The organism is Synechocystis sp. FACHB-908, from assembly GCF_014698595.1.
Classification (GTDB): Bacteria; Cyanobacteriota; Cyanobacteriia; order Cyanobacteriales; family Microcystaceae; genus Synechocystis.
In genome coordinates, this window is the sequence record NZ_JACJTH010000033.1 from 46,075 (window position 1) to 71,945 (window position 25,871).

Here is a 25,871-nt window from a genome sequence, read left to right on the forward strand (position 1 = left end):
TTGTCGGTAAAAGCCTTAACCTTGTCGAGCAGTAACTTTACATTTTGATCGAGCTTTTAATCTTCTGTAATGCTTATCCTGATTCACTTTCAGCTTTATTTAGTTCAATTATTTTTTTACGTCTTTCCATACAATTCTTAATGCTTAGACATGATCGCCATAGGTATTTATCACTATCTGTCTGTGGTAAATACACTACAAAAACTCAATGTGATTACACATTTCTTCTGGTTCGAGAATTTCCCACATCAAGACTAATCCTTGAATAACTTGGTCAATCGACTTATTTCGTTGAGAACAATAAGCGATGCCAGTATGATCGGGAGATGATTGAGCTAATTTTAAAAAGTCAGTATCTTGGGTAAAAATTACTCGGCCTTCAGACCCAGCAAACTGTAACTGCTCTTGATCAGAAACCCCTAGCAGACCAGTTTCCGGAGTTGTTGTAACATCAAGACTGCGATGACGTAAGCCAAGGGCAATGCTATAGCTGATGTTTTCATCAAGATGAAATTTAATCCTGTTTGCCATGAACTTTTCTTAATTTTGCTTCCATCAAAGAAGGGGTACTGGACCGCATTTCTTCAGCAAAAATTTCATCATCAATAATTCCTTGCCTAATTTCTTCAAGGTGATCGTGATAGTAAGACAAAGCTGCATAAACGTCAGCTAAAGTAATACTAGGATAATGATGGACGATTTCGTCGGGAGATAGTCCCATTCGTTCGTGCCAGATCACGATGTCTTGAACTGTGATCCGGTGCCCAGCGATGCGAGGTTTTCCACCACAGGTTCCTGGCGTGATCTCAATATGATTGATTAGGGTTGTCGCCATTGGTATTTCCTCTGTATTGCACCATTACCCTGAGTGGCGATCAGAAGTTACAACTCAGAAACCGGGACTATAATCCTTCACGGTTGTACACGATCGCCGTTTTGATTCAGTCAGTTCAAATCATCTATTTTTTCTGCACTACCCGCACTGGGGTGCCATTTTGCACCATGTTGAACAAAGCCACCACATCTTGATTTCGCATTCTGACGCAACCGTGGGAAGCCGCTGTGCCCAGGAAATGCTCATGTTTTTTCGGGGTGCCATGGAAACCAATGGTATTTTTACCGTCACTCCAAAAACCGATCCAACGGATACCGATGGGACCATCCAAGCTGGCGGCCACTTTTTTGCCATTCCAGGGATTTTCCCACACGGGATTTTCCACCATTTGGATTACTTGGAAATTGCCTTGGGGTGTTTCCCAGCCTTTTTTGCCCACTGCCACCGGGTAACTTGCTAAAACTTTATCGTTTTGGTAGGCGTAAACTTTCCGTTCTCCCAGTACCAGCACAATATGGGTGGCCAAGGCCTGGCTAGTTGGATTGCTAGGGGTACTGGTGGGAGCAGCAGGAGGAGTGTAGGTAGATTCGGGAATCGGCTTCAAAGGAGGAATGGCACTACCTCCATTGAGACTACTTTGGGCCTGGGCCGCGGTGGGAATGACCAAGCTGGTTGCAGTCAAACTAACACCACCCAACCAAAGGGCGACACGGGCTAGGGGAGAGACTTGTTTCTGCATAGGATTGACAAAAATAAAGGGAACGATAGGGCTTTAACAATACGAGATTGAATACAGACCAACAGAAATATTATGTTAAATGATCATTATCATTGCTGTCTAAGTTCCATGGGCTGGGAAAAAGACGGTGCGGCGATCGCCACGATACCCAACACTTTAGCTCCCTTTTCTTCCATTATCCGTCGGGCTTCTAGGGCGGTGGTGCCGGTCGTAATAATATCATCCAAAATCAACCAGGGTCGGCGAGTGTTAAACCCTGGCCCCGTGGCTAAAGCTGATTGCAATTCCCGGCGGCGATCGCCTGGGCTAAGACCAAACAGAGCTTGGGTATCTTTAACTCGTTGTAATGCTTGGGGGTGGAGAACATAACCAGTCAGGCGGCAAAAACCAGCGGCAATTCTTTCAGCTTGATTAAATCCCCGTTGGGCTTGCTTACGAGCGTTTAGGGGAATGGGCACCACCTGGGGACGCAATTTAGTTTTAGCTTGGGGTTGTTGTAACCACTGTTCTGCCAACTGTTCCCCCAACCAAATGCCAATGTCTGGCTGTTGCTCAAACTTCATCACCGTTAAAGCCCGCCGCAATTGTCCTTCGTATTGTCCCCAAACAAAGCGGGGAAAGTTTCCTTGCCATTGCTGGAATTTACGAGGAAAACGATGGCTCAAAATTTGTCCAGTGCAATCCCGACAAAGTTGATCCTGACTGGGTTTTTGGCATAGAGGACAGGGAGTTTGAAAAATGAGGGAACGAATTGATTGCCACATGGAAGAGAAACTTACGGGAATTTAACTCTGGTTAGAAGCATCGGCCCTTAACCTAGCTACTGTATCCGTCACAATGGCGATCGCCTGGTCAATTTCTATCTCGGTGGTAAATCGGCTTAAACCAAAACGGAGACTAGCTTGGGCGCTGGTTTTGTCCCGACCCAGGGCATACAACACATGGGAAGCTTCAGTGCGGTAGGAAGAACAGGCGGAACCGGAAGATAATGCCAATCGAGGTTGCAATGTAGTTAGCAAAGCCTTGGGATCAACCCCAGTAATACTGACATTGAGGTTGCCCGGTAACCTTTGTTCGTAGTCCCCATTCAGCACCACCCCACTAATTTTTGCCAGACCTTGCCAGAGTTGATCCCGCAGTTGTCGCTGGCGATCGCCTTCCGACACTAAAGTTTCCCCAGCTATGGTCAAAGCCTTGGCTAAACCGACAATCAGGGGCACCGGCAGAGTTCCGGAACGAAAATTACCTTCCTGCCCTCCCCCCAACAGTTGGGGCGCTAACCTCACCCCCGGATTTTGACGGCGATATAATCCCCCAATGCCCTTGGGTCCATGGATTTTGTGCCCAGTGAAGGAAAGTAGGTCAATGTTAAGTTGATGGACGTCGAGGGGAATTTTGCCCAAGGCTTGGGCCCCATCACAATGAAAAATAATTGAGCGTTGGCGACAGAGAGCACCAATCTCCTTGAGGGGTTGCAGCACGCCGATTTCATTGTTGGCCGCCATCACGGAAACAAGAATGGTATCGGGCCGTAAAGCCTTTTCCAACTCGGTTAAATCCACCAAACCACTGGATTGAACTGACAAATAGGTCACCTCAAACCCCAAGGTTTCCAAATAACGACAGGGAGCTAACACCGCTTGATGCTCCGTTTCCACCGTCACCAGGTGTTTCCCTTGGGCAAAGTACGCCTCCGCCACTCCCCGAATGGCCAAATTATTAGCTTCCGTAGCGCCGCTGGTGAAAATAATTTCTTCTGGTTGGGCCCCCATGGTCTCGGCAATTTCTTGCCTAGCTTGTTTAATTGCCGCTGAGGCTTGCCAACCGTAAAAATGGGCACTGCCCGCATTACCATACTGCTCTGTCAGGTAAGGGAGCATGGCTTCCAGTACCCTAGGATCGAGGGCAGTGGTGGCGTGGTTGTCGAAGTAAAGAGGCCGTTCCATAGTGATTTCCTCTGCTCATTTATCCTTTCAGTTCCCATATCCCCGGCTAATTTTGCTCAACTTTTGCGGGACTTAGATTAAAGGATAACGTTTTACTTTTTTTGCTCTGTCACCATTTGGCAAAGGCGATCGCCAATTAATTCGCCGGCCAGTTGATGGCCCTGAACATTCCAATGACCCACTCCGGGGATGGTGTTCTCAAAACCGTGCCAATAAATTTGCTCCGCATCGGCTTTTTGTTGCATGGTTTTCGCCAGGGTCAACACAGGAAAATCCTCCTGTTGTCCCAATGCGCTCAACCGTTGATCAGGGTAAAACAAATTCTCCGCCCCTAGCTGCTTTAACTTTTCCCGCACCTGGCGATCGGGATATACCTGGGGAGGATTGCTAATCACCACTGCTAAAAAATCAGCACTTTCTTCCCTACTTAGTTGACTGGTCGCTATGACTAAAGATTCCGTAGCGGCCCAAGCTTGTTCCCAGGCGGGGTCAGTGGGTTCCCGGTATAAATTAACGTCGAAATCTAGAGCGGGAATGATGTCAGCATTGCCTTGCTGTTGGGTGGTTAAAGTCCGCTGGGTTACCCATTGTCGTTTGGCTTCGTTGAGTACTTGTAGCAACTGCACCCGATTAATCAAGCTGTACAGGAATCGTCTTGGGGCACTATTCCGCCGTTGATAGGCCGCTGTTTCCTTAAAATCGAACTGCATTTGCCATTTACCATCCACCTCTTCCCAAAAGGGCGCTAGGCGATCGCCAGGGCTGAGTTGACGAGAGTTATTGACAATGTCATTGCCGGTGAAAATTTGCAGTAAGACTAAATCTGGCTGGTATTCCATGGCATGGTGCTGGAGAGTTAAATATTCCTGGGCAGTGCCGTAGTCCCCCACACCAAAATTAATTACTTCCACCGTTTTACCCGTTAAGCCGGGGCAGGAAGGCAAATTTTTTTCTATGGCGCTCCAATAGGTCTCATCTTCATCAACCTGAATTGCTTCGGAAAAAGAATCCCCCAATACCACAATGCGATAGGTATCCGCCGGTTTCTCCTTTTCATAATGGCGATCGCGCAGGCCATCGGCATTAATTCTTACCAAACCATTGCCTTCATGGGTCCAACGGGAGCTGAAATTGGGAATTAAACTATGGCCCCGTTGGGGATCGACTTGGTAAAAACTGGGATAACCAATGCCCATTAACCTCAGGGCCACTTCCGCCACCACCACGGCAAAACCTAAACTGCCCAGCACCAGTAAGGCATTGGCCAACCACTGTTTCTTTTGAGGAGATTTTGTCATGGAGAATAAAACGATTGCGGAGAAAGGTGGCATTGGGGTGAACCTCCCCTAAACCAAACTCAATAACTATACCCACATCTAATGACCTCGAAGTTGATCAAGCCACAATCATCGAGGCGATCGCCATTTGGTAGGGGACAAAAGGTAAAGAAACATAAAATTGTAGCAAAATATACTGAATTATCAAAAGTGAAATAGGACAATTGCTCGACAATCTTTCTAAAAACCAGTATTAACCTTTCTAAGTTTCAAATTTAGTTGCCCTCAGAAAGTTCACAGTCCAATAGGCGATCGCCGTTTAATCTTCAAGTTTCCATCACAAACACATATCCCAACAGACTCTCCACCATGGATAACAAAAACGAGAATCAAGAAAACAGTCAAATTGACGATACCGATATTGCGGCTGGTGCAATTGCAGTCGGGACTGTAGCTGGGGCTGGACTTTCCGCAACTATTGGAGGGATGGGATTAACCGTTGCCGGGGCCGGGATTGGCATAGGGATGGCCCCAGTTGCGGCCGCTGGTGCGGTGGTTGGGTCTGCCGCCTTTGGAGCAAAAAAAGCAATCGAAGGTCAAGATCCAATGGCAGTTGGGGCAATTGCTACTGGTGCGGTAGTTGGAGCAGGGACATCTGCGGCATTAGGTGGAATGGGATTAGCTCTTACTGGAACGGCCATAGGAATAGGAATGGCCCCGATCGCCGCCGCTGGTGCGGTAGTTGGATTAGCTGGCTATGGGCTGTACAAAATGTTTGGCGGTGAATAATGCCCAAACCAGATCCATTCCAGAGTCTTGTTAGGGGATTCGTTAGGGATCTCATCGATGCAGTTAATGGGCAGGAAAGGGAGAAAAAAGTCACATTGGGGGAAAGTTTTCCCAGTGGACAAAAGCATCCTGAGTCTTGGTATCAAAAAAGGTTAGCGAAAAAATTGGGGGGAGACATCGAAGTTCAAACCCCCGTTGGCAGGATAGATATTCTGACCAAGACCGAAATTATTGAAGTCAAGACCGCCAAGAACTGGAAAGCGGCGATCGGGCAAGTCAAAAGTTATGGCAGATATTACACCAATCATTCGTTGAGGATTCATCTTTTTGGAGCCATTAAGCCCAGTCAGCTAATTCTTATCAAACAAACCTGTAAAGACGAAGGAATTGCTTTGACCCACGAAGAAATTTCTTTATAAACTCTGATCGCCAGAGCCAGAGCCATTTAACTAAGAATAATATCTACGGATCAAAAGGCGATCGCCGATGAACCTAGCCACCGCCAAACTAAGCCGGGTCAGAATGGAAGCAAAGGGAGAAAAATTTTGCCCCAGGGGTAGCAAACAAAAAATGCGATGTACCCTTAAGGAAATTAACCTTGCCCGACTGTGCAATTTAACGTAGCTATTATGACTAAGCGAACTTTTGGGGTAATTGGACTAGCGGTAATGGGGGAAAATCTTGCCCTCAACGTGGAAAGTCGAGGCTTTCCCATCGCCGTGTTTAACCGTTCCCCCAACAAAACTGAGAAATTCATGGCCGAACGGGCTGTGGGCAAAGATATCAAAGCCGCCTACACCGTAGAAGAATTTGTCCAACTGTTGGAACGCCCCCGTAAAATCCTTGTAATGGTCAAAGCTGGGGGACCCGTGGATGCAGTGATCAATGAGTTGAAGCCCCTGTTGGAAGAAGGGGACATGATCATTGATGGTGGCAACTCCCTTTATGAAGATACGGAACGTCGCACCAAAGATTTGGAAGCCACCGGCCTGGGCTTTGTCGGCATGGGAGTCAGTGGAGGGGAAGAAGGCGCATTACTGGGTCCTAGTTTGATGCCCGGTGGTACCCCGGCCGCCTACAAAGAATTGGAACCCATTCTGACTAAAATTGCCGCCCAGGTGGAAGACCCCGATAATCCCGCCTGTGTGACTTTTATTGGCCCAGGGGGAGCAGGACATTACGTCAAAATGGTCCACAACGGCATTGAGTATGGCGATATGCAACTAATCGCTGAAGCCTACGACATCTTGAAAAATGGCCTCGGCTTGAGCAACGAACAACTCCACGAAGTTTTTGGCCAATGGAATCAAACCGATGAGTTAAACTCCTTCCTGATTGAAATCAGCACCGACATTTTTGCTAAAAAGGATCCCGAAACCGGAGGCCATTTAATTGACTACATCCTTGATGCCGCCGGCCAAAAGGGCACAGGACGCTGGACGGTGATGAGTGGTTTGGAATTAGGAGTGCCCATTCCCACTATTTACGCCGCCGTTAACGCCAGGGTAATGTCTTCCCTCAAAGAAGAACGGGTGGCCGCTTCCGGTCAACTGTCGGGTCCCAGTAAAACCTTTAGTGGGGACGTAGAAGCCTGGATTCCTAAGGTGCGGGATGCCCTCTATTGCTCGAAAATGTGTTCCTATGCCCAGGGCATGGCCCTAATTGCCAAAGCTTCCCAGGAATTTGGCTACGACGTTAACCTGCCGGAAATTGCCCGCATTTGGAAAGGGGGTTGCATTATCCGAGCTGGCTTTTTAGACAAGATCAAGAAAGCTTTTAAAGACAATCCCCAGTTGCCCAATTTACTTCTAGCTCCGGAATTCAAGCAAAGTATTTTGGATCGCCAGGGGCCATGGCGAGAAGTGTTGATGCTGGCCAATGAAATGGGCATTGCAGTGCCGGCCTTTAGTTCCTCGTTGGATTACTTTGACAGTTACCGGCGGGCGGTGCTTCCCCAAAACCTGACTCAAGCGCAACGGGATTACTTTGGGGCCCACACCTATGAACGGACTGATAAGCCGAGGGGAGAATTTTTCCACACGGAATGGCTTGATTGATTTTTTGTTTGCCACAATTATTACTCTCCCAACCCTGGGAAGAAATTCAGTCAAGTTCTGAATGGGGGTAAAGATCCAAAAGGCCCTCGGCATTCTTGAAAAAATAATTGTATTCTTCCCCTTGGTTGTGCCGGGGGAAATTTTTTTCGGAGTTTAAATGCCCCCCAATTTCCCGAAGTTTGGAGGGAAAGTTTGCGAGGATTGGTAACGGTTTAGCGAGTTGTTGTCTACAGTCAGAGGGTGGCAAGCTATACCCTAAGCCGCTAACGGAGCGTCATTTTCCCCATAGGCTACCAGTTGGTAGTAGTCCACCAATTGTCTGGTGGCCGCTGGCCAACCCCATCGTTCCGCTTCTTGCCGAGCGTTTTGTCGCAAGAGTTCTCGATCGCCAGGGGCGGACATTAACCTTTGGGTGGCTTGCACCACTCCCCCTGCCACAGCGGGATCAAACAGGTAACCGTTTTCACCATCGGTGACAATGTCTAAAATGCCCCCAGAGGCCGCCGCTACCACGGGACAGCCCGCCGCCATAGCTTCCAAAAGTACTAAGCCCAGGGTTTCAGTACGGGAAGGAAAAATGAACGCATCAGCGGAAGCAAAGGCCGCCGCCAACTCTAATCCCTGCATATAGCCGGCAAAATAGGTATTAGTGCCAGCAAAATGGGCTTCTAAATTTTTTCGGTTAGGTCCATCCCCCACGATCGCCAACCGGGCCTGGGGAATGGCCTCGAGCACTGGCTTAATTTCATCGATTTGTTTTTCCGCCGAAACCCGACCAACATATAAAAATAGGGGATCGTCAGGGTGACCCTGGGACAGTTTTTGCCGCATTTGGGCCGATTTCAGGTGGGGCTGAAACAGTTCCGTATCTACCCCTCGTTGCCATAAATCCACCCGTTCAATGCCGTGGTTGACTAATTCCTGCACCATGGCGGAGGAAGTGCAAAGATTTAATTCCGCTTGGTTATGGGCCAGTTTTAACAGTTCCCACAGCACCCCTTCCAGGGCCCCTAGACCATAATGTTGCAAATATTGGGGTAAATGGGTGTGATAGGAAGCCACTAGGGGAATATGCAAATTTTTAGCGTAATAGATGCCTCCCAAGCCCAATACCGCTGGATTGACCACATGGATTAGGTCTGGTTGAAATTTCAGCAGGGCCTGTTTAATTTGGGGCGACGGGAAAGCCAGTTTTAGTTCTGGGTAAAGGGGTAAAGGCATGCCCTTCACTCCATGGATTTTTGCCCCTTTATATTCCTTGAGCCCCCCCTCTGGACAAAAGACCAATACCTGATGCCCTTGGCGTTGCAGATTTTCCACTGTGTGCTTCAGACGGGTGACAATTCCATCAATTTTGGGCAAAAAGGTTTCCGTAAACAGGGCAACACGCATGGCTAGATGGGGGTAAATCAGATCAACATCAACAAAATAGAAGGCACTATCCAGGGCCGCACCCGGCGATCGCCCTTCACAACAAAACTTCACAATCCGGCGGTGGGCCAACCTAGAATACTATATCGGCAAAGCTTCCCCTTGCTCCCGCCAATAAAAAGCTAAATTGCTCAACCCATATTTTTTTTGACGCATTAATTCCAACCCAGCAATCTGCTCCGGTGGCTGCCAATGGTGTCGGTCATATTCCACTGCCATTTCTCCAGTGGGGCTGAGAATTTGCAATTCCCCCACCAGGGTTAAAACAGGGTTGTATAGTCCACTGCCATAGGGGGGATCAAAGTAAATGCGGTCAAAGGTTTGTCCTGCCAAGCTTGGGAGCAATTTCAGCACATCTCCCCGCAAAACTGACCATTGTTGCCCAGGCTTCGCTAGTTTTTGCCAATTTTCTTTGATGATGGTGCAAACTTTGGCAGACTGCTCGATCGCCACTACTTTGTCCGCGTCCCGACACAGGGCCTCAGCCCCCAGGGTGCCATTGCCCGCACAGAGGTCCAACCAGTGGCAGTGCTGAATTTCTCCCCGCCAAATGTTGAATAATGCCAGGCGGACTTTCCCTGTGGTAGGTCTAGTCTGTTGCCCCGGTAGGGTTTTCAGGAGGCGATTGCCGTAAATACGCATAGCACTGAACAAAAATTGACCCTCCCATCACTGACTGCCCAGGCAATCTCAGAAGGGATACTCCAAATTCTCACATCAGGGCGACAAAGGACATAGGAAAAACTGCCTCTCCAGCCAGGGGCGATCGCCAAACTGGCCCCGAAATATTAAGAATTGTTGCTGTTTCTTGTTTGATCTGTTAGCGTGTGCTTCAGAGAGTGCATTTAACCACGCTGAAACAATTTTAGGAGGCGTTTACCATGCTCCCCATGCATCAGTGCCAGTCAAGCCACCACACCCCAGACTGAAGAACTATTCGAGGCAATGGTTCGGGGTCTAGGTCAAAAATTATGCCCGTCATTGTCTGGAGCACCGTTTGTCTCCCCTTGGTTCGTTAATTTTTCCCATCGCTTTTAGGTTGAACCATGGCCGTGATTTCTAGGTAGGCCTAGGTCATAGCACTGTCTTGTCCATTCCCCGCTAGCACCTGGAATGCAAAGTTAGTGCCCCGCTTTGGGGTTACGGAGAACCAATTTCTCCAATATCGTACTTAACCCATTAACCCAAAAATTTCTCCCTGTCGGCATTTGTTCCGTATCTATTCCCAGGGAGAACACGCCTCATATTCCATAGGAGGTAAGCAATGAATTTACTCAACAAAACTGCTTTAGTGACCGGATCTTCCCGGGGCATCGGCCGGGCAATCGCCGAAGAACTAGCCAAACAAGGTCTGGGAAAAATTATCCTTGTGGCCCGTAACCACGCCAGTCTGCAAACATTGGCTGACGAATTAGAACAACGACATCCCGGATTACAGGCCATTGCCTTGCCCCTGGACCTAACCCAACCCGTGGCCGTCAACACGGCGATCGCCAGAACTTGGCGGGACCATGGCCCCATCCATTTGCTGGTTAACTGTGCCGGGGTTGCCCACCAAAATCCCTTTCTCCATAGCCGCTTCCCGGAAGTTTACCAAGAAATTTCCCTTAACCTAATGGGTCTGTATTGCATCACCCGTTGCGTGGCCCGACGCATGGTCTCCCAAAAAGAGGGCACCATTGTCAACGTTTCTAGTTTGATGGGCAAAGTGGCGGCCCCCACCATGGCCACCTATTCCGCCACTAAGTTTGCCATTCTCGGCTTTAGCCAAGCTCTGCGGGGAGAACTGGCCCGCCATAACATCGCTGTGGTTACCCTGCTACCCACCCTGACCGACACGGATATGGCCAAGGGTTTACAAAAATTCCGCTGGGTCAGAGCCATGACCGCCGGTCGAGTGGCCCAATCCTTAGTCAAAGGTTTAAAACAAAACCGTAGTGAAATTTTGGTGGGTTGGCAGAGTCATCTGGCTGTGTGGTGCCAACGGTTTGCCCCCCAATTATTGGAACGGGTACTGCTGTTGGCTACCCCCCAATCGGTTTGATCCCCTCCCAGGGATAGGATTGTCTACCTAGGGAACCATTGCAAGTTTTGTACTTTCCCCCATCAACTCGCCAAATTTCCAGTAAGTTTGGGGGACTGGCAAGACCTGTCCCCTTAACAAAAACAATCGGCGATCGGGTACTCAGAACCTGTTTATAAAGTCTGATTCTGCCCCCTAAATCCCCCAATACTGGGGGACTTTGACTTAGTTTCCCCCCAAACTTGGGGGGCCAGGGGGGCTTTTCAAACACGCTCTTAGATTACTCAACTGCAATGGTTATAGAAGTTAGGACTGCACCTCAGCAGTGTGAACCTAATCTTTCTTTGAGGAAGTTTGGATCAATTCAATTTTGTAGCCATCGGGATCTTCCACAAAAGCAATGACGGTGGTGCCGTGCTTCATCGGCCCCGGTTCCCGCACCACTTTCCCTCCCTTATCTCTGATTTTGTCGCAGGTGCTATAAATGTCTTCCACCCCCAGGGCAATGTGGCCAAAACCATTACCCAAATCGTATTTATCGGTGCCCCAGTTATGGGTTAACTCAATCACCGCGTTCTCCGATTCTTTGCCATAACCCACAAAAGCGAGGGTAAATTCCCCACTGGGGTAGTCTTTTTTGCGGAGTAAATTCATCCCCAAAATGTCGCAGTAAAATTGCAGGGATTTGTCTAAATCTCCCACTCGAATCATGGTGTGTAGCAAGAACATAAGTTTTTAATGATCTAAGTTGGGTCAACAGGCAGATCCTAGCAAAATCTTGGCGATCGCCCTTGGCTTTATCTTTTCCAGGATCTGGTGGTGGTGAGCAGTTGAAGTAACTTCTAAAAAGGATTGCCAATCAGGGAAAAGCTTGCCCAATAGTAGGGATGGGAAAGTTCGGGATTTCTCAACGTTAATAATTCATCCTCCACGGCGATCGCCCCCCGGGAAGTGTGCAATTCTCCAGCATCGAGGTTAATTTCCCCATTAATCATCCTGATTTGGGCCTGTTGCAGAGCTTGGGCCTTGAAGGATTTAGCTTTTAACTGCCAATAAAATTCACTCATCAAAGCCATGGTGCCCAGATCACTGACCCGCCACAAACTACCCAGGGCTGATTTGACCCCAGATTGCAGAGCCAGGCCCACAAACCCCAATTCCGCCTGAGTATTACCCAAGGCAGTGGTGCAAGCGCTGAGCACTAAAAGATCAACGGGAGGATTCTGCCATTGTAAATTCCTAATTTCCTTGAGGTTCAAGCGACTGTTAACAAACTGAATGTAGGAGTCGGCGGGGGAACCGGCATTAAATTCCGCATGGGTGGCCAGATGCACCAAGGGAAAGGGCTGTTGTTGGCGGGCCGCCTGCAAATTTTGTATCGTGAATTGTTGGTTGAGCATGGCAACCCCGGGCCAGGGTTGGGGGGTAATGTTGGCAATCTCCAAAGCCACCCCCGGTAACGGTTCAGCATCCGTGAATTCCGAAGATCCCATAGCCAGAATTCTTGCTTGACTCAGGTCGGTGGGGCCCCACTCTGTCAGGTTAAAACCAGGAATACGGGTGATGGCATATTGCTCGGCTAAAAATTTCTCCCCGTCATAGAGGGCGGCAAAGGGGAGAGAGCGCAGTTTAGGACCCACACAAAAAATTAGGGTGTCAATGGCATTGGCTTTCAATTCGTTCGCCACAGGAGCAATCAACCAGTCATATAACTTTTTGCCGGTGGCTCGATAATTTTGGTTGCGGGGATCACTCACTTGCAGGGCAAACATTTCCGCGGTGGCCATCAAATTTTGTTCCGCCGTATCCAGCACCTTTACCCCCACCGTTGGGCGATCGCCGGTTAACAGACAAATGGAAACCCCATCTGCTTCGGGATTAATCCAAAAAATGGCCGCTTTTTGCCCCGTTTGTTGCTGTAGAGAAGCTAATTTTTTACCAATTTCCTCGGTGGTTAAACCCAGGCTAGAGAAATCTTCTTGGAAATAGTTTTCGTAAATTCCTGCCCATTTACCTTCAAGGTCCGTGGTAAGCTCGTTTACCTGTTGGACGTTGAGGGCATTACTGGGCTGTGAACTCACCAAGATTGGTGGGGAAAAATTTAGGGGAAGTTTTATTTGAGCTTGCACCCAAGGGGCCAATCCGATAAAAAGCAGTAGGCCGAGGATTACTCCCGGCACTAGCCGTCCCCATAACCGGAACCGAGGGCAAAATCTACTCACAGCATTTCCTCAACTTTGGTGATAATGGCTTGGTGTAGTTGCTCCACCGGCAGGCTGGCATCCAGGCGACAAAGTTGGCCCTGGTAATGGGCAAAAATTCTGTCGTAATTGCGGTGGACACTGATTAGCTTTTCCCGTTGTTCGTAACATTCCCTCGGGGCTTGGTCCTCCAGTTGCTGGCGATCGCCAAGGCGTTGTAGGGCCAAATCCACCGGGAGGTCTAGGTAAATTACCCAGTCAGGCTGGGGAAAAGATTGATTTAAGCGTTGAACAAATTCCCAGTCGGCCTCTGTGTGGCAATTATAGGCGAGAGAAGAAAAATAGTAGCGGGTGGTGATTACGTGGCATTGTTGGGCTAATTTTGCCTCCACTCCATCCCCTGGATGGTAGAGATGGTAATGGCGATCGGCAGCGAATAAATAACCCATCTGGGCTTCAAATTGTCGGGCATCGTTGTAGGTAAATAAATCTCCCTGTAAAGCTTGGCGAATTAAGCGGCCCACGGGGCCATTGGTGGGTTCCGGGCTAAGCACTGCGGCCAGGCCTTGGCGCTGAAAATGGGCCAACAGGAGATCCCCTTGGGTGGTTTTCCCTGACCCGTCAATGCCTTCTAGCACAATAAATAATGCCGCCATGATTGTTTTTCCCAGTTTTAGAGAATTTCTTCCTTTTCCAGATGGGCCTTGATTTCCCTTGGCGATCGCCACACCGGTCGCAGTTGATTTTTACTGTAAAGTTCCAACTGGTCACCGTTATGGGGGGAATCGGGCTGGCTGGCATTGCCATAGACCAAAATACTCTGGCCCCGGGGGCGATCGGCAAATTCCACTAAGCTCAGGTAACTATCTCCGGCCACTGCTTGAAATCTTTGGTTGGCAATGGTGCTGAGGGCCAAGACCCGAAAACTGCCTAGGTTACTGGGAGCACCGTTGGCAGGAGCAGTAAAATTCCCGACCTGCATTTGCACTACTTCTCCCCAACTGATCGCCAAATCATCGTAGAGAAATTTCACCTGGGCCGCCACCCCTTCCAGCACCGCCATGAACTTGTTAATGTCCGCCATGCCGCTGGGGGTATTGAGGGGGTCAGCGGGATTCCATTGACCGCCCAAAACTTTATCTGCGCCAATGGTCAGGGCCCAGAGCATAAACAATACCGCTCCCCTACTATCGGGGTTAGCCTGTTTGTCCCAGGCCTGGAGCACTTCCGCCGCTTCAATACCAATGGGGTTAGCCAAGACTTTAGCGGCCGACACCAGTAGAGGCACAATGCGATCGCCTAATTCCATCTGGCTGTCAAAGACTTTTTGCTTAAACTGCTCAAAAGTTAGGGAAGAGTTATTTTTCAGCAATTTAATTGACCGTTGGGTACGCAGCAAAGAAGGAGCAAAGCTTAGATCCGGCGCGGCCAGACTGGGAGGATAATCCGCCGCATCCAACTCCGGGGGAAAGGTGCTGGTCCAGGGGGGATCATTGCTGTTTTGGAGCCAACCACTGGCGGGGTTCGTTAGCTTGGGCAATTGTTCATAGATGTAGTAATCAGAGTTTAAATCGGCACTGCGGTTAATCGGCTGCAGACGGTCCCAATCTTGCCAACTGCCTTCCCTGATAGGGGTCAAAGTATTGTATAGATAAAAAATATTGCCCTGGCGATCGCTGTAGAGCACATTGAACATGGGAATTTGTTGCTTTTGCCAAGCCGCTTCAAACTGTTCTAGGGTTTTGGCTTTACCCATGTGCAAAAACTGACTGATGGCCCCACTGCGGTCCAAACCAGGAATTTTGAGGGTGTAAGCATTGCCTCCCCGCTGGGCCACCACAATGCCCGTCACACTTTCTAGGGCTTCCCATTGCAAAGTTTGGTAACTGCCATTGCCCTGGAGAATTTTGACTTGATTATTACGGCGATCGAAGGATTTAACTTCCCCGTCCCATTCATAGCCCCCTTCTGCCAAAGTAAGGGCATATTTGCCCACGTTATGGGGATAATTGACTGTTAAGCTCCAGCCCAAATCATTGTTAAAACCCATGGCCGGCACAGGAGTTCCCACAAAGGCCGCCCCGGTCAGATCCATGCCAGGGGCCACCAATTGGGCCTCCGTTAAACGAAATTGCCCCCCCCAGGGTAAATGGGGATTGATTAGTAATAGCCCATGGCCTGATTCAGTTTGCTTAGGGGCGATCGCCCAGGCATTGGAGGCAATGGGTACGTTAGCTTCTGGTATTTGTCCTGCGAGGCTAGCAACGGCTTGGGGATTAGTAACAAACTCAAACAGTAATAATCTCTGTACATGGGCCACCACATCCTGGGCTGTGATGGGCAATACCTGGCGCAAACTGGGCTGACTGAAATCGGGATGTTGTTGGAAATAATTATTGATACCCTGGGCAAAACTTTCCAGATCACGGCGCATGGCTGGGGTTTGGGCATTTAACCACACCTCCGATCGCCGAGGGATATTCATCGTATGGACATACTGATCATTGTCAAGGTAATCAATGCCCCAATATTCCGCTCCTTTGCCCCTTGCTTCCCCATACAAGGTGAGGAGTAAATCTCCGTGGCCCCGGGCCTGGGCCCAACCAAAAGCCTCCATTAACTTGGTTTCATTGGCAGCAAAAATATGGGGTACTCCCCAGCTATCCCAAAAAATTTCCGTTTTACCATTGGCCCACACTGGGTTACCAATGCCCAACCCCACTGTGAGAACGAATAGTAATACCAGTCCTACGCCCCGCCGTAATTTACCCCGTATTTGCACCAGCATTGGTCCTGAAAATCTCCGTTGGCGGTTCAATTCTAAACGAAACTACAATAGGGGTTTAATAATTTTGATCAGAGTTTGGGCGGTTTGTTGATATTCCTCCTGGTCAAACATTTGGTTCGCCAAGGCATTGAGCTTAATTTCCACCTCGTTGGGCCGCCTACGACTCAGGATAAGTTGCTCTACTAGGTCATCTAGGGCATAACTACGCACTAAACTCCAGTCTGGGTTATGTTCGTCCCAACTTTGGAACAACACCGAAAAAAGTAAAACTTTTGCCCGCAAGGGATTGGTATATTGCATAATCTCTGAGCGGATCTCAAACAGGTTGTATTCCTTCTTCTCAGTGTGGGCTTGGAGGGGGGTACCCGGAGGAGAGGGGACCACCGCCCCCAACACCGTCAGAATTGGTTCACTTGGGCGGGGCCTGGGGGGAGGAGCGGGAATGGGCAACGCGTCAAAATCAACGATGGATGTGGCCAGGGATTTGAGTTGGCTTTCCGCCGGGCTAGGAGAGTCAGACGCCATCAAATTTGCTTGGGTTGCCTGGTGGGATGGCGACGATTGTTCTTCCGACCCAGGGCCACTGTCATACAAGCCCTGCATTTGCTCCAGAATTAACCTGGCGATCGCCAGATAGAAAGTAGTTTTGTTGATGTTGTTGACAATCTGACTAAAGCCTTCCTGTAACTGACCAGGGGTAGGATAACGTTGCCGCAACTCCAACAATAAGTTGGCTAGCCCCACCTGTTCGATCGCCTGGAGATTGTTTTCCCAATAACCCCGGGCCACAGCAAAAATTAACTTTTGAATACGGGCTTGTTCCCGATGCTGCACCAGAATGTGAGCCACTTGGGTGGCCACGTATTGGGGATCCACCACCCTATGTATGGGAGCTGGGGTTTCAGTTTCCATGGGCATCGCGGCGATCGCCCCATCCTCGCCCTTAACATCTTCTGGTATAGCTGTTTTTCCATAGGCCGTATAAATTGGCCCCAACTGGTCCAGTATGGTTTTAGCCACCGCCGCATAAACCTTAGGGCGGTTGAGGGTTTTGACTAGCTTATAGAGGGAAAAGGTAAATTGTTCGATCGTTGGTTTTTGTACTACCAACTCCATTAGTAGGGCGTCCAAACCATTACTGTCGAGCACATTGGGATCATTTTCCCAGTATTTTTTCGACAAACAAAAGAGTAACTTTTTTATCCTTTGCCCCTCATCCTGTTCTTCAAGATAGTGGGCTACATCAGCCAGAGCACTAGGGGGAATAGACATGGGAGCAAAAAAAAGACCAAAAAACCGTCTTAATCAATAAGACAATGGAACCAGCCCATACCCAAGCTTAACGGAATATGGACAGAAAAAAGCAGCCGTCCTGCAATCAAGACAGCTACCAGAAGAGGCTTGGGAACGCACCAAAAATCCTAATCGTTTTGCAGAAACAAAGGGATGCAGTTTAGTGGACGACTAACTTCACGTTGGCGTTTTGTAAGCCCCGTTGTTTTACCTCGGCCAAGGTTTGGTTAACGGCATACTTCTGGTTGATGGAATTGATCAACTCAGTCTGATTATGCTTTTTAGCCACACCCCAAAGATCAGCGATCAAGTCGAAGGAACCATCACTGTTGCGGGACCAGCCTAAATCGTAGTCACCATCCAAAACGGCTACAATGTCAGCCCGGATGCGTTGGCCATTGTAGCCCCGCACATCAGCTTCGGTCTTGGTGGTGATACCGAGGTCATTGAGGGAAGATGTTAAAACTTCAGCGTTCGTGATCTTAGTACGGAGAGTGCTGAAATGAGACATGGTGGATTTCCTCCAGAGAAAAAAGTCAACAACAACAATTGAGAAGTGGGAAATGCCGCCATCAAAACGGCTTATCTTAAACTACTAACCCAACGGTTAGTCTTTGCTCCTGCGGGAACAGGAGAAAGCTTGTTAGAACTCCAGTCGCTGATATTCAGCCACAGAAGCGGAGGCAGGCCGAGCCCTTTGTCGGGCCCAGTCACGAAGCGCGGTGACCTGCTCTACCATAGTGCGCGACAGGGGCAACGTCGATTTGATCGCTGCGATAATGTCGAGCTGGTTAAATTCTCTTTCTTGGGCAAAGGCTTCGTACATAGCCGCTACGATCGCCTGCTCAATCTCTGCTCCGGAAAAACCGTCGGAGGTGCGGGCCAATTCCCCCAGGTCAAAACGGGAAGTGTCTTTGCGCCGTTTATGGAGGTGAATGCGGAAAATGGCTTCCCGCTCTTCGGAAGAAGGTAGGTCAACGAAAAAAATCTCATCAAACCGTCCCTTGCGGAGAAATTCCCCTGGCAGGCGATCGACCCGGTTGGCCGTAGCCATAACGAATACAGGGGAAGTTTTTTCCTGCATCCAGGTGAGGAAACTACCAAAGATGCGGCTGGAGGTACCGCCGTCGGAATCCCCGGAACCGGCTCCCCCGGCAAAGGCTTTGTCCAATTCATCAATGAACAAAATAGCTGGAGAAATGGACTCGGCGGTTTTCAAGGCGTTGCGGAGATTAGCTTCCGATCGCCCCACCATGGAACCGTCGTAGACCCGCCCCATATCCAGGCGTAGGAGGGGCAAACCCCAAAGCCGGGAAGTGGTTTTGGCAATGAGGGATTTACCGCAACCGGGCACCCCCAGGATCAGCATGCCCTTGGGTTGGGGCAAACCGTACTCCCGGGCCCTTTCCGTAAAAGCGTCGGAGCGTTGGGTTAACCATTTTTTCAGTTCCTCCAATCCCCCTACGGCCCGGATGGTTTCATCCTCCTCAATGTAATCAAGGATGCCGTTGCGGCGGATTAACTGCTTTTTCTCGGAGAGGACAATTTCCACCTCCCCTTCGGTTAACTGGCCTGCTTTGACGTAGGCTTTGCGGTAGACTTTTTCCGCCTCATCTTTGGTTAATCCCAGGGCTGCCTTAAGGAGTTTTTCCCGGGAATCTTCTCCCAGGGCATGGCGAGACTTACCCAACTGTTGCCCCAGCACCCCATCGAGGGTAACCAAATCGGGCAGGGCAAAATCCAACACCACCACATCCTTTTCCAGTTCAATGGGGGTTTCCTGGTAGGGAGACATGAGTATGATCGCCTTTTCTGTGCCCTTAAAGCTGGCGATCGCCTCCCGTAACCACCGGGTCACCGCCGGAGACGAGATGAAAGGATGGAGGTCTTTGAAAATGAAAATGCCCGGTTCCTGGCGCACCACCCACTCAATCGCCGCCTCAGGGGAGATGGTATTGTGGTGGGTTTTCTGTTGGGCAACGCCGTATTCCCGGAAGCCATGGGTCACAGTCCAAACAAATAGCCGCTGGTGCCGGGTGACCTCCTGAACGATGCGGTACACCGCTTGCTCAGCCCGTTCTTCCTCAGAAGTAACGAGATAAATCAGGGGGTATTGAGCTTTCAGCAGTACACTCAGCTCTTCTTGCATGGGTTCGACCAAAAATTGAGGGAAGGAAAGGAATGAACAGGAAATCGATGTGAATGATTTTGCCTAGGGCCAACTGAAATGTTGGTCGACTTAGCAGGGAATCAGCATCTTTTCCCCATCAACATCGGCGGTTGCCGGAGCATCCTCCACCAGAGGTAGGGAAGACTCTTCGTTGTCGTTCAGGACACTGGGCTGATCCTTCAGGGACATCATCTGTCCGTCCCGCATCACCATGGCAGCGTCGCATTCGGGGCAGATATGTACTTGATGGGTTTTGCCATAGGCGGACTTTTCTTCGGCTTCGACCTTGTCCGGGTGCTTGAGGTAAAAATCAATGGCCCGTTCTACGATCGCCGACATAGATTCAGCGTCAATGGCTGAGCGAATTCGGAGTTGCCGATGGATGCCCGGCGGCATATAAAGTGTGACCTTTTGCTTGTCCTGCATATCACTAATGATTAGGTTACCCATCGGGTATAGTACCCCAATTTAATCACGCGCCACTATCCTGTCAAGCCATTAAGCCACTATGCCTGCATTTTTGTAATATTTTGTTACAAAAGCCAAATTACCCAGGAAATTGTCGCTTCAATTACAACCGCTGCCCCCGTTTCCTTCCAAGCTGAATAATGGGACCGTGGCCAAGGGTTAGCGACTGGAGTTGGCAAAACACTTTCACTCTGCAAATAGCCAAAAACTGATCACCAATGGCACCATGGCCCAAGCCTAGACCACCATCGATGGGGAACCATGCAACTTCAGAGCTACGACCCAGGCAATTTCTACGACGAACTTTTTTTCGCCCCAGGACAACCCCGACCCCAGGCGGCTCCCCTCATCGACTGGATGGGGCAGTTATCGCCGGAAATTCTCAGGCAACACCACGAAACGGCCCAAATTGCCCTTTTTAACCTAGGGGTCACTTTTCGGGTTTACAACGATGACCAGGGAGTGGAGCGTATTTTCCCCGTAGATATTATTCCCCGCATCATTGCCGAAGCCGAATGGCGATCGCTCGAAAAAGGTTTGAAACAGCGCATCAAAGCTCTGAACTGTTTTTTGACCGACATTTACGGCCCCCAAAATATTGTTAAAGACGGCATTGTGCCCCTGGACATTGTTGAATCCGCCAGTGGTTTTCTGAAGCCCTGCATTGGTATCAAGCCCCCCGCCGGAGTGTGGTGTCATATCACTGGCACTGATTTAGTGCGGGATGGCGCAGGTAAATGGTTTGTGCTGGAAGATAACCTGCGGGTGCCCTCCGGCATTTCCTACGTCTTGGAAAATCGGCGGGTAATGAAAAGCACTTTTCCCGATATGTTCCAAACTATTCCCATCCAACCGGTGGACAGTTACCCCAGCCAATTACTGGAAACTTTGCTGAACCTGGCTCCGCCCCACTTAGCCGCCCCGGTGGTGGTGGTGTTAACCCCTGGTATTAATAATTCTGCTTACTTTGAGCATTCCTTCCTGGCTCAACAAATGGGGGTGGAGTTGGTGGAAGGTCGGGATTTAGTGGTGGCCGATGGCTATCTACAAATGCGTACCACCAAGGGTTTACAACGGGTGGATGTGGTCTATCGCCGTCTGGATGATGATTTCATTGACCCAGAGGTGTTTCGGCCAGACTCCCTTCTGGGAGTACCAGGGTTGATGGAAGTGTATCGCCAAGGGCGGGTGGCCCTGGCCAATGCTCCCGGCACGGGCGTGGCGGATGATAAGGTCATCTATGCCTATGTGCCAGAGATGATTAATTACTATCTCAAGGAAGAACCCCTCTTGGCCAATGTGCCCACTTATCTTTGCTGGCGAGAAGAAGATAGAAATTATGTGCTGGATCATCTGGCGGAATTGGTGGTCAAATCCGCCAACGAAGCTGGGGGATACGGTATGTTGATGGGCCCCAGTGCCAGCCCCCAGGAAAGGGCCCAGTTTGCCGAACGCATTCGCCATAATCCCCGTAACTACATTGCCCAACCGGTGCTAAATCTTTCCCGAGTACCCACTTTGATCGGCGATCAGGTGGAGGGTCGTCATGTGGATCTCCGTCCCTATATCCTTAACCGGGGCGATGAAATTTATGTCCATCCCGGTGGCTTGACTAGGGTTGCCCTCCGCAAAGGTTCCTTGGTGGTCAACTCTTCCCAGGGCGGCGGCAGTAAGGATACCTGGGTGTTGCAAGGTTCCACGCAATAATGGCTTTTGTAGCCCTGACAACCCGGCGATCGCCAAAGCGGGGTCAACGATCTTGGTAGAATGGCGAATGTATTCTGGATTACCCCGGCGATCGCCACTGTCCCCGAACAAATATGTCTCTATTTGATTGGTTTGCCAACCGTGAAAAAGCTGAGCCCCCAGTGCTCCAGCCCCAATCCCCCCAGGAAAGGGAGGTGGCCGATGGTCTCTGGACTAAGTGCCCGGCCTGCGGTGTGTTGACCTACACCAAGGATCTGCAGGGCAATTGGATGGTGTGTGTCGAATGTGGGCACCATCTCCGGGTGGACAGTGACGAGCGGATTCGCCAGTTGATTGACGCCAAGACCTGGCAACCCATCAATGAACATTTGCGGCCCACCGATCCCCTCAAATTTAAAGACCGCAAATCCTATAAAGACCGCATCCGCGATACCCAAAAAGCAACAGATTTGACGGACGCAGTGCAAACTGGCCACGGTCGCCTTGACGGTCTACCGATCGCCTTGGGGGTAATGGATTTCCGGTTTATGGGCGGTAGTATGGGCTCCGTGGTAGGGGAAAAACTATGCCGCCTAATTGAGTACGCCACTTTGGAAAGATTGCCCGTGGTAATTATTTGTGCCTCCGGTGGAGCCAGAATGCAGGAAGGCATGCTGAGCCTAATGCAAATGGCCAAAATTTCTGGAGCTTTGCAAAACCATCGGGAGCAAAAGTTACTTTACATCCCTGTGCTCACCCATCCCACCACTGGCGGGGTGACTGCCAGCTTTGCCATGTTGGGGGATTTGATTTTAGCGGAACCCAAAGCCACCATCGGTTTTGCGGGGCGGCGAGTGATTGAGCAAACATTGCGGGAAAAGTTACCCGACGATTTTCAAACTTCCGAATATTTACTACACCACGGTTTTGTCGATGCCATTGTGCCCCGTCCCCAACTGAAAAGGACTTTGGCTCAGTTGATTAGCCTACATCAACCCTTTTATCCCATTTTGCCCCCCCTCAATGCTGACTCCAATCAGGTGAACCCAGAGTTAGTGCTCAGCCATACGGCCCTGGCGGTGGATAATCAAATTTCCGTCAATCAAGATGGTTAAAAAGTATCTACTGATGGCGATTCAGCTTAAAAAGACTAGAATTCAATGGGTTCGCATTAGCTATTAGCTGTACTTGATGATAATTGCTATCATCGCTGGTGGAAAAAATGCTGCTCCGGACTAGGCAACTGCTAGAACATGGAAATAATTACATTGGCGATCGGCGGGGCAATTGGTTTTGGCATCGGGGCGATCGAACGGTTTCGGCTCAATAATAAAATTAAAAAATTGCTCACTGGGCTGCCGGATACCCAGGAAGTTTCCCATTCCCTGTCCCTTGTGTCCCTGGTGCGGCGAGAAATTAATCACTTAAATGATCTCTGTGCGGAATATCTAGATACCATTGCCCATTGGCGGGGAGTAATGTCCCTTTCTCCCCTCGGTTATTTATTAATCGATCAGGAAAATAATTTGGAATGGTGTAATCCTGCGGCTGAAAGTTTGCTACATATCCGTTATTGGCAACCGGGGGAACGCAGGCTTTTTTTGGAGTTTATTCGCTCCTACGAATTGGATCAATTAATTGAGTGTACCCGGCAAACCCAAACTAACCAGACTCGGGAATGGTCATTTTTTCCTCCCCTCACCGCCGCCATGGAAGGTTGGGGCAATCACCGCCCACTAACACCAGAGTCGATTCTTCTCAGGGGATCGGGATTTCCCCTCAAAGAAGGCAAAGTGGCTGTATTTGTGGAAAATCGCCAAACTTTAGCGGCCCTGCGCCAGGGTAGGGATCAAGCTTCTTCCGATCTGGCCCACGAGTTACGAACCCCTTTAACAGCGGTGGCTTTGATTGCGGAACGTTTACAGGCTCGACTGCCCGCTGAAGATGGGGACTGGGCCGAACGGTTGTTGAAGGAGATTTCTCGTTTGCAGAATTTGGTGGAAAGTTGGCTCCATTTAACCCAAATAACCGCTAATCCCAATCTTTACCTCGAGCCAGAACCGATTAATTTACGCCATTTACTCGCCATTACCTGGGAGCGATTAACCCCGATCGCCGTGGTAAAAAATATCACCCTGGATTACCAAGGGCCAACCAAGTTGAACCTAGAGGGGGATGGCGATCGTCTGATGCAGGTATTGATGAATATTTTGGACAATACGCTGAAATATAGCCCACCGGAAGGGACTATTTTTGTGCAGGGTCATCAAGGCACAGAAGGGATCACCATGATTATTAGGGATCAAGGCCTAGGATTTCAACCAAGGGATTTACCCTACATTTTTGAGCGACTTTATCGGGGTGATAGTTCCCGTGCTCGCCTACATCCCGATAGTCAACGCCATGGCAGTGGCCTGGGTTTGGCGATCGCCAAGGAAATTGTCCTGGCCCACAGGGGAAATTTAACCGCAGCTAACCATGAAACTGGGGGAGCAATGTTCACCATTGAGCTGCCCTATGAACCGAATATGGATGAAAATCCCTAGAATTCGACCAACAGAAGGTCAAGCTATGCTTAAAAAAATCCACAGACGTTAGAAAATTATGCTTCAAAAACTCGAAGCCATATTTAACGGGACAGCCCTTAAACTGGAAGTTCCCATAGACTTTACCGCCTACACTGAATAGAAGAGCGATAATTTTAAAATGGTGGCGGACTAAGCAATCCAAACGGTTTTAGCATTGACAAATTCTAAAATGCCCATGCGGCCAAGTTCCCGCCCAAAGCCAGAGCGCTTGATGCCTCCAAAGGGAATGCGGGGGTCAGATTTAGTCATACCGTTAATGAATACAGCCCCGGCTTCTATGCCCCGGATTAGTTTTTGTTGATTTTCCGGGTTAGTTGTCCATGCACTGGCCCCCAACCCAAAGGGAATGTCATTGGCCAAGGCGATCGCCTCCTCTAAATTATCGACAGTAAATCCGAGGGCCACGGGGCCAAAAAATTCCTGACGGTAGGTAGGGGCGTTGGGGGGAACGTCGGTGAGCAGGGTGGGAGGATAGTAATTTCCCGGTTGGTCTAGGGCTTGGCCGCCACAACGACAGTGGGCTCCAGCAGCAATGGTTTGTTCTACTTGCGCAACAATGTCCGCCAAAATATCAGGGGTAGCTAGGGGCCCAATATCGGTGGTTGAGAGGCTGGGATCTCCTACTTTAAGAGCTTGGAATGCTTTGGTTAAACGTTGGAAAAATTCCTCAGCAACACTGGCTTGGACAATGAATCTTTTAGCGGCAATGCAAGATTGGCCGTTGTTTTGCATCCGGGCTGGCACAGCTACTTTTAGGGCTTGGTCTAAATCCGCATCTTCGAGGACGATGAAGGGATCGGAACCGCCCAATTCCAACACGGTTTTTTTAATTTGCCCTGCGGCGGCGCTGGCGAAACTAGCTCCAGCGGGTTCACTACCGGTTAAAGTTCCTGCTTGGATGCGGTCGTCGGCCATCAACTCACTGGCCACTTTGCCTCCAATCAATAGGGTTTGAAACGCTCCTTCGGGAAACCCGGCGGTTTGGAAAATTTCGGCGATCGCCAACGCACATTGGGGCACATTGGAAGCGTGTTTGAGCAGACCCACATTACCGGCCATCAGAGCTGGGGCCGCAAAACGAAACACCTGCCAAAAGGGGAAATTCCAGGGCATCACCGCCAAAATTACCCCCAGGGGCTGGTAAGCAATGAAACTCTGGCTAGCATCGGTGGTCACCACTTCATCGGCTAAGTATTCCTCGGCTTTGTCCGCATAAAAACGACAGACCAGGGCACATTTATTCACTTCGGCGATCGCCTGTGGGATCGATTTGCCCATTTCCAGGGTCATCAGGGCGGCCCATTCATCCCGCCGTTGTTCGAGGATATCCGCCGCCTTTCTTAACCATTGCCCCCGTTGAGCAAAAGGTAAATGGCGAAAACTTTGGAATGTTTCCTGGGCCAAATCCAACTTGGCATTAACTTCCACCTGACTATGGGCGATGAAAGTCTGCACCGTTTGGCCCGTGGCCGGATTAATAGTGGCGATCGCCATGGGTTAATGCCTCCCCCTCAAGCTGGAAAATTCCAGAGTTTAAGTTGCCCCAAAGCCATTGGCTTCACTTTCTAGTCTAGGTTGCT

General features: G+C 49.7%; 24 protein-coding genes. 7 read left to right on the forward strand and 17 right to left on the reverse strand.

Annotation, left to right across the window (positions count from 1 at the left end; translation table 11 throughout):
• Positions 1 to 195: 195 nt before the first annotated feature.
• The 6 genes from H6G46_RS11390 to H6G46_RS11415 form a co-directional block, all read right to left on the reverse strand.
• Positions 196 to 531 carry a DUF5615 family PIN-like protein gene (locus H6G46_RS11390; RefSeq protein ID WP_010873341.1) on the reverse strand — a complete coding sequence of 112 codons (336 nt, stop codon included), beginning with the start codon at positions 529 to 531 and terminating at the stop codon, positions 196 to 198.
• Entirely contained in the window at positions 515 to 835 is a 321-nt protein-coding gene (locus H6G46_RS11395) for a DUF433 domain-containing protein (protein WP_010873340.1), read from the reverse strand. The genes H6G46_RS11390 and H6G46_RS11395 overlap by 17 nt, the downstream gene beginning before the upstream one ends.
• A 124-nt stretch (positions 836 to 959) precedes the next feature.
• Entirely contained in the window at positions 960 to 1,574 is a 615-nt protein-coding gene (locus H6G46_RS11400; RefSeq protein ID WP_010873339.1) for a L,D-transpeptidase, read from the reverse strand.
• A gap of 89 nt (positions 1,575 to 1,663) precedes the next feature.
• The gene (locus tag H6G46_RS11405; protein WP_010873338.1) at positions 1,664 to 2,338 is read right to left on the reverse strand and encodes a ComF family protein; all 675 of its coding nucleotides are present in this window, start codon (positions 2,336 to 2,338) and stop codon (positions 1,664 to 1,666) included.
• A gap of 21 nt (positions 2,339 to 2,359) precedes the next feature.
• On the reverse strand, positions 2,360 to 3,520 hold the full coding sequence (locus tag H6G46_RS11410; protein ID WP_010873337.1) for a cysteine desulfurase family protein: 1,161 nt from the start codon (positions 3,518 to 3,520) through the stop codon (positions 2,360 to 2,362).
• Between the two features lie 92 nt (positions 3,521 to 3,612).
• A complete protein-coding gene (locus H6G46_RS11415; protein WP_041425833.1) occupies positions 3,613 to 4,818 on the reverse strand; it encodes an SGNH/GDSL hydrolase family protein in 1,206 nt (401 codons plus the stop codon).
• A 348-nt stretch (positions 4,819 to 5,166) separates the two neighbouring features.
• Between H6G46_RS11415 and H6G46_RS11420 the strand changes: the two genes are divergently transcribed.
• From H6G46_RS11420 to gnd, 3 genes are all read left to right on the forward strand, one after another.
• Positions 5,167 to 5,586: a hypothetical protein gene (locus H6G46_RS11420; protein ID WP_010873335.1), complete on the forward strand. Its 420-nt coding sequence runs from the start codon at positions 5,167 to 5,169 to the stop codon at positions 5,584 to 5,586.
• A complete protein-coding gene (locus tag H6G46_RS11425) occupies positions 5,586 to 6,005 on the forward strand; it encodes a hypothetical protein (RefSeq protein ID WP_010873334.1) in 420 nt (139 codons plus the stop codon). Before H6G46_RS11420 ends, H6G46_RS11425 begins: the two co-directional genes overlap by 1 nt.
• A 210-nt stretch (positions 6,006 to 6,215) precedes the next feature.
• Complete coding sequence (gnd, locus tag H6G46_RS11435) at positions 6,216 to 7,643, forward strand: decarboxylating NADP(+)-dependent phosphogluconate dehydrogenase (RefSeq protein ID WP_014407132.1); 1,428 nt, start codon at positions 6,216 to 6,218, stop codon at positions 7,641 to 7,643.
• Positions 7,644 to 7,898: 255 nt separating this feature from the next.
• Here gnd and H6G46_RS11440 read toward each other — a convergent pair whose 3' ends face one another.
• Both H6G46_RS11440 and rsmD read right to left on the reverse strand, forming a co-directional pair.
• On the reverse strand, positions 7,899 to 9,128 hold the full coding sequence (locus H6G46_RS11440; protein ID WP_010873332.1) for a glycosyltransferase family 1 protein: 1,230 nt from the start codon (positions 9,126 to 9,128) through the stop codon (positions 7,899 to 7,901).
• Positions 9,129 to 9,155: 27 nt separating this feature from the next.
• Complete coding sequence (gene rsmD, locus H6G46_RS11445; RefSeq protein WP_010873331.1) at positions 9,156 to 9,716, reverse strand: 16S rRNA (guanine(966)-N(2))-methyltransferase RsmD; 561 nt, start codon at positions 9,714 to 9,716, stop codon at positions 9,156 to 9,158.
• Positions 9,717 to 10,338: 622 nt separating this feature from the next.
• Between rsmD and H6G46_RS11450 the strand changes: the two genes are divergently transcribed.
• Positions 10,339 to 11,118 carry an SDR family NAD(P)-dependent oxidoreductase gene (locus tag H6G46_RS11450; protein WP_010873330.1) on the forward strand — a complete coding sequence of 260 codons (780 nt, stop codon included), beginning with the start codon at positions 10,339 to 10,341 and terminating at the stop codon, positions 11,116 to 11,118.
• A gap of 312 nt (positions 11,119 to 11,430) precedes the next feature.
• Here H6G46_RS11450 and gloA read toward each other — a convergent pair whose 3' ends face one another.
• The 8 genes from gloA to H6G46_RS11490 form a co-directional block, all read right to left on the reverse strand.
• Positions 11,431 to 11,826: a lactoylglutathione lyase gene (gene gloA / locus H6G46_RS11455; protein WP_010873329.1), complete on the reverse strand. Its 396-nt coding sequence runs from the start codon at positions 11,824 to 11,826 to the stop codon at positions 11,431 to 11,433.
• Between the two features lie 113 nt (positions 11,827 to 11,939).
• Positions 11,940 to 13,178: a CHAT domain-containing protein gene (locus tag H6G46_RS11460; protein ID WP_223211279.1), complete on the reverse strand. Its 1,239-nt coding sequence runs from the start codon at positions 13,176 to 13,178 to the stop codon at positions 11,940 to 11,942.
• A 137-nt stretch (positions 13,179 to 13,315) separates the two neighbouring features.
• Positions 13,316 to 13,954, reverse strand: a complete 639-nt coding sequence (gene tmk / locus H6G46_RS11465; protein ID WP_020862197.1) for a dTMP kinase — start codon at positions 13,952 to 13,954, stop codon at positions 13,316 to 13,318.
• 17 nt (positions 13,955 to 13,971) lie between these two features.
• A complete protein-coding gene (locus tag H6G46_RS11470) occupies positions 13,972 to 16,086 on the reverse strand; it encodes a penicillin acylase family protein (protein WP_010873326.1) in 2,115 nt (704 codons plus the stop codon).
• Positions 16,087 to 16,128: 42 nt separating this feature from the next.
• Entirely contained in the window at positions 16,129 to 17,358 is a 1,230-nt protein-coding gene (locus tag H6G46_RS11475; protein WP_010873325.1) for a hypothetical protein, read from the reverse strand.
• Between the two features lie 181 nt (positions 17,359 to 17,539).
• Entirely contained in the window at positions 17,540 to 17,890 is a 351-nt protein-coding gene (locus tag H6G46_RS11480; protein ID WP_010873324.1) for a DUF1257 domain-containing protein, read from the reverse strand.
• A 132-nt stretch (positions 17,891 to 18,022) separates the two neighbouring features.
• Positions 18,023 to 19,528, reverse strand: a complete 1,506-nt coding sequence (locus tag H6G46_RS11485) for an AAA family ATPase (protein ID WP_010873323.1) — start codon at positions 19,526 to 19,528, stop codon at positions 18,023 to 18,025.
• Positions 19,529 to 19,618: 90 nt separating this feature from the next.
• Positions 19,619 to 19,999, reverse strand: a complete 381-nt coding sequence (locus H6G46_RS11490; protein ID WP_010873322.1) for a hypothetical protein — start codon at positions 19,997 to 19,999, stop codon at positions 19,619 to 19,621.
• Between the two features lie 279 nt (positions 20,000 to 20,278).
• Here H6G46_RS11490 and H6G46_RS11495 point away from each other — a divergent pair, with 279 nt between their 5' ends.
• From H6G46_RS11495 to H6G46_RS11505, 3 genes are all read left to right on the forward strand, one after another.
• Positions 20,279 to 21,724 carry a circularly permuted type 2 ATP-grasp protein gene (locus H6G46_RS11495; protein WP_010873321.1) on the forward strand — a complete coding sequence of 482 codons (1,446 nt, stop codon included), beginning with the start codon at positions 20,279 to 20,281 and terminating at the stop codon, positions 21,722 to 21,724.
• Positions 21,725 to 21,837: 113 nt separating this feature from the next.
• Entirely contained in the window at positions 21,838 to 22,818 is a 981-nt protein-coding gene (gene accD / locus H6G46_RS11500) for an acetyl-CoA carboxylase, carboxyltransferase subunit beta (protein WP_010873320.1), read from the forward strand.
• A 138-nt stretch (positions 22,819 to 22,956) separates the two neighbouring features.
• On the forward strand, positions 22,957 to 24,249 hold the full coding sequence (locus H6G46_RS11505) for a PAS domain-containing sensor histidine kinase (RefSeq protein ID WP_190595414.1): 1,293 nt from the start codon (positions 22,957 to 22,959) through the stop codon (positions 24,247 to 24,249).
• A gap of 171 nt (positions 24,250 to 24,420) precedes the next feature.
• On the opposite strand, the gene H6G46_RS11510 is transcribed toward H6G46_RS11505, so the two are convergent.
• Positions 24,421 to 25,785: an NAD-dependent succinate-semialdehyde dehydrogenase gene (locus H6G46_RS11510; protein WP_010873318.1), complete on the reverse strand. Its 1,365-nt coding sequence runs from the start codon at positions 25,783 to 25,785 to the stop codon at positions 24,421 to 24,423.
• Positions 25,786 to 25,871 lie beyond the last annotated feature (86 nt).

What these genes read in the sequence shown, in the direction of transcription:
- H6G46_RS11400 (WP_010873339.1), bottom strand. Translation starts at nt 1,574, where the DNA reads ATGCAGAAACAAGTCTCTCCCCTAGCCCGTGTCGCCCTTTGGTTGGGT.
- H6G46_RS11480 (WP_010873324.1), bottom strand. Translation starts at nt 17,890, where the DNA reads ATGTCTCATTTCAGCACTCTCCGTACTAAGATCACGAACGCTGAAGTT.
- accD (WP_010873320.1), top strand. Translation starts at nt 21,838, where the DNA reads ATGTCTCTATTTGATTGGTTTGCCAACCGTGAAAAAGCTGAGCCCCCA.
- H6G46_RS11420 (WP_010873335.1), top strand. Translation starts at nt 5,167, where the DNA reads ATGGATAACAAAAACGAGAATCAAGAAAACAGTCAAATTGACGATACC.
- H6G46_RS11505 (WP_190595414.1), top strand. Translation starts at nt 22,957, where the DNA reads ATGGAAATAATTACATTGGCGATCGGCGGGGCAATTGGTTTTGGCATC.
- H6G46_RS11490 (WP_010873322.1), bottom strand. Translation starts at nt 19,999, where the DNA reads ATGGGTAACCTAATCATTAGTGATATGCAGGACAAGCAAAAGGTCACA.
- gnd (WP_014407132.1), top strand. Translation starts at nt 6,216, where the DNA reads ATGACTAAGCGAACTTTTGGGGTAATTGGACTAGCGGTAATGGGGGAA.
- H6G46_RS11470 (WP_010873326.1), bottom strand. Translation starts at nt 16,086, where the DNA reads ATGCTGGTGCAAATACGGGGTAAATTACGGCGGGGCGTAGGACTGGTA.
- H6G46_RS11405 (WP_010873338.1), bottom strand. Translation starts at nt 2,338, where the DNA reads ATGTGGCAATCAATTCGTTCCCTCATTTTTCAAACTCCCTGTCCTCTA.
- H6G46_RS11495 (WP_010873321.1), top strand. Translation starts at nt 20,279, where the DNA reads ATGCAACTTCAGAGCTACGACCCAGGCAATTTCTACGACGAACTTTTT.
- gloA (WP_010873329.1), bottom strand. Translation starts at nt 11,826, where the DNA reads ATGTTCTTGCTACACACCATGATTCGAGTGGGAGATTTAGACAAATCC.
- H6G46_RS11390 (WP_010873341.1), bottom strand. Translation starts at nt 531, where the DNA reads ATGGCAAACAGGATTAAATTTCATCTTGATGAAAACATCAGCTATAGC.
- H6G46_RS11425 (WP_010873334.1), top strand. Translation starts at nt 5,586, where the DNA reads ATGCCCAAACCAGATCCATTCCAGAGTCTTGTTAGGGGATTCGTTAGG.
- H6G46_RS11475 (WP_010873325.1), bottom strand. Translation starts at nt 17,358, where the DNA reads ATGTCTATTCCCCCTAGTGCTCTGGCTGATGTAGCCCACTATCTTGAA.
- H6G46_RS11415 (WP_041425833.1), bottom strand. Translation starts at nt 4,818, where the DNA reads ATGACAAAATCTCCTCAAAAGAAACAGTGGTTGGCCAATGCCTTACTG.
- tmk (WP_020862197.1), bottom strand. Translation starts at nt 13,954, where the DNA reads ATGGCGGCATTATTTATTGTGCTAGAAGGCATTGACGGGTCAGGGAAA.
- H6G46_RS11395 (WP_010873340.1), bottom strand. Translation starts at nt 835, where the DNA reads ATGGCGACAACCCTAATCAATCATATTGAGATCACGCCAGGAACCTGT.
- H6G46_RS11450 (WP_010873330.1), top strand. Translation starts at nt 10,339, where the DNA reads ATGAATTTACTCAACAAAACTGCTTTAGTGACCGGATCTTCCCGGGGC.
- H6G46_RS11510 (WP_010873318.1), bottom strand. Translation starts at nt 25,785, where the DNA reads ATGGCGATCGCCACTATTAATCCGGCCACGGGCCAAACGGTGCAGACT.
- H6G46_RS11485 (WP_010873323.1), bottom strand. Translation starts at nt 19,528, where the DNA reads ATGCAAGAAGAGCTGAGTGTACTGCTGAAAGCTCAATACCCCCTGATT.
- rsmD (WP_010873331.1), bottom strand. Translation starts at nt 9,716, where the DNA reads ATGCGTATTTACGGCAATCGCCTCCTGAAAACCCTACCGGGGCAACAG.
- H6G46_RS11410 (WP_010873337.1), bottom strand. Translation starts at nt 3,520, where the DNA reads ATGGAACGGCCTCTTTACTTCGACAACCACGCCACCACTGCCCTCGAT.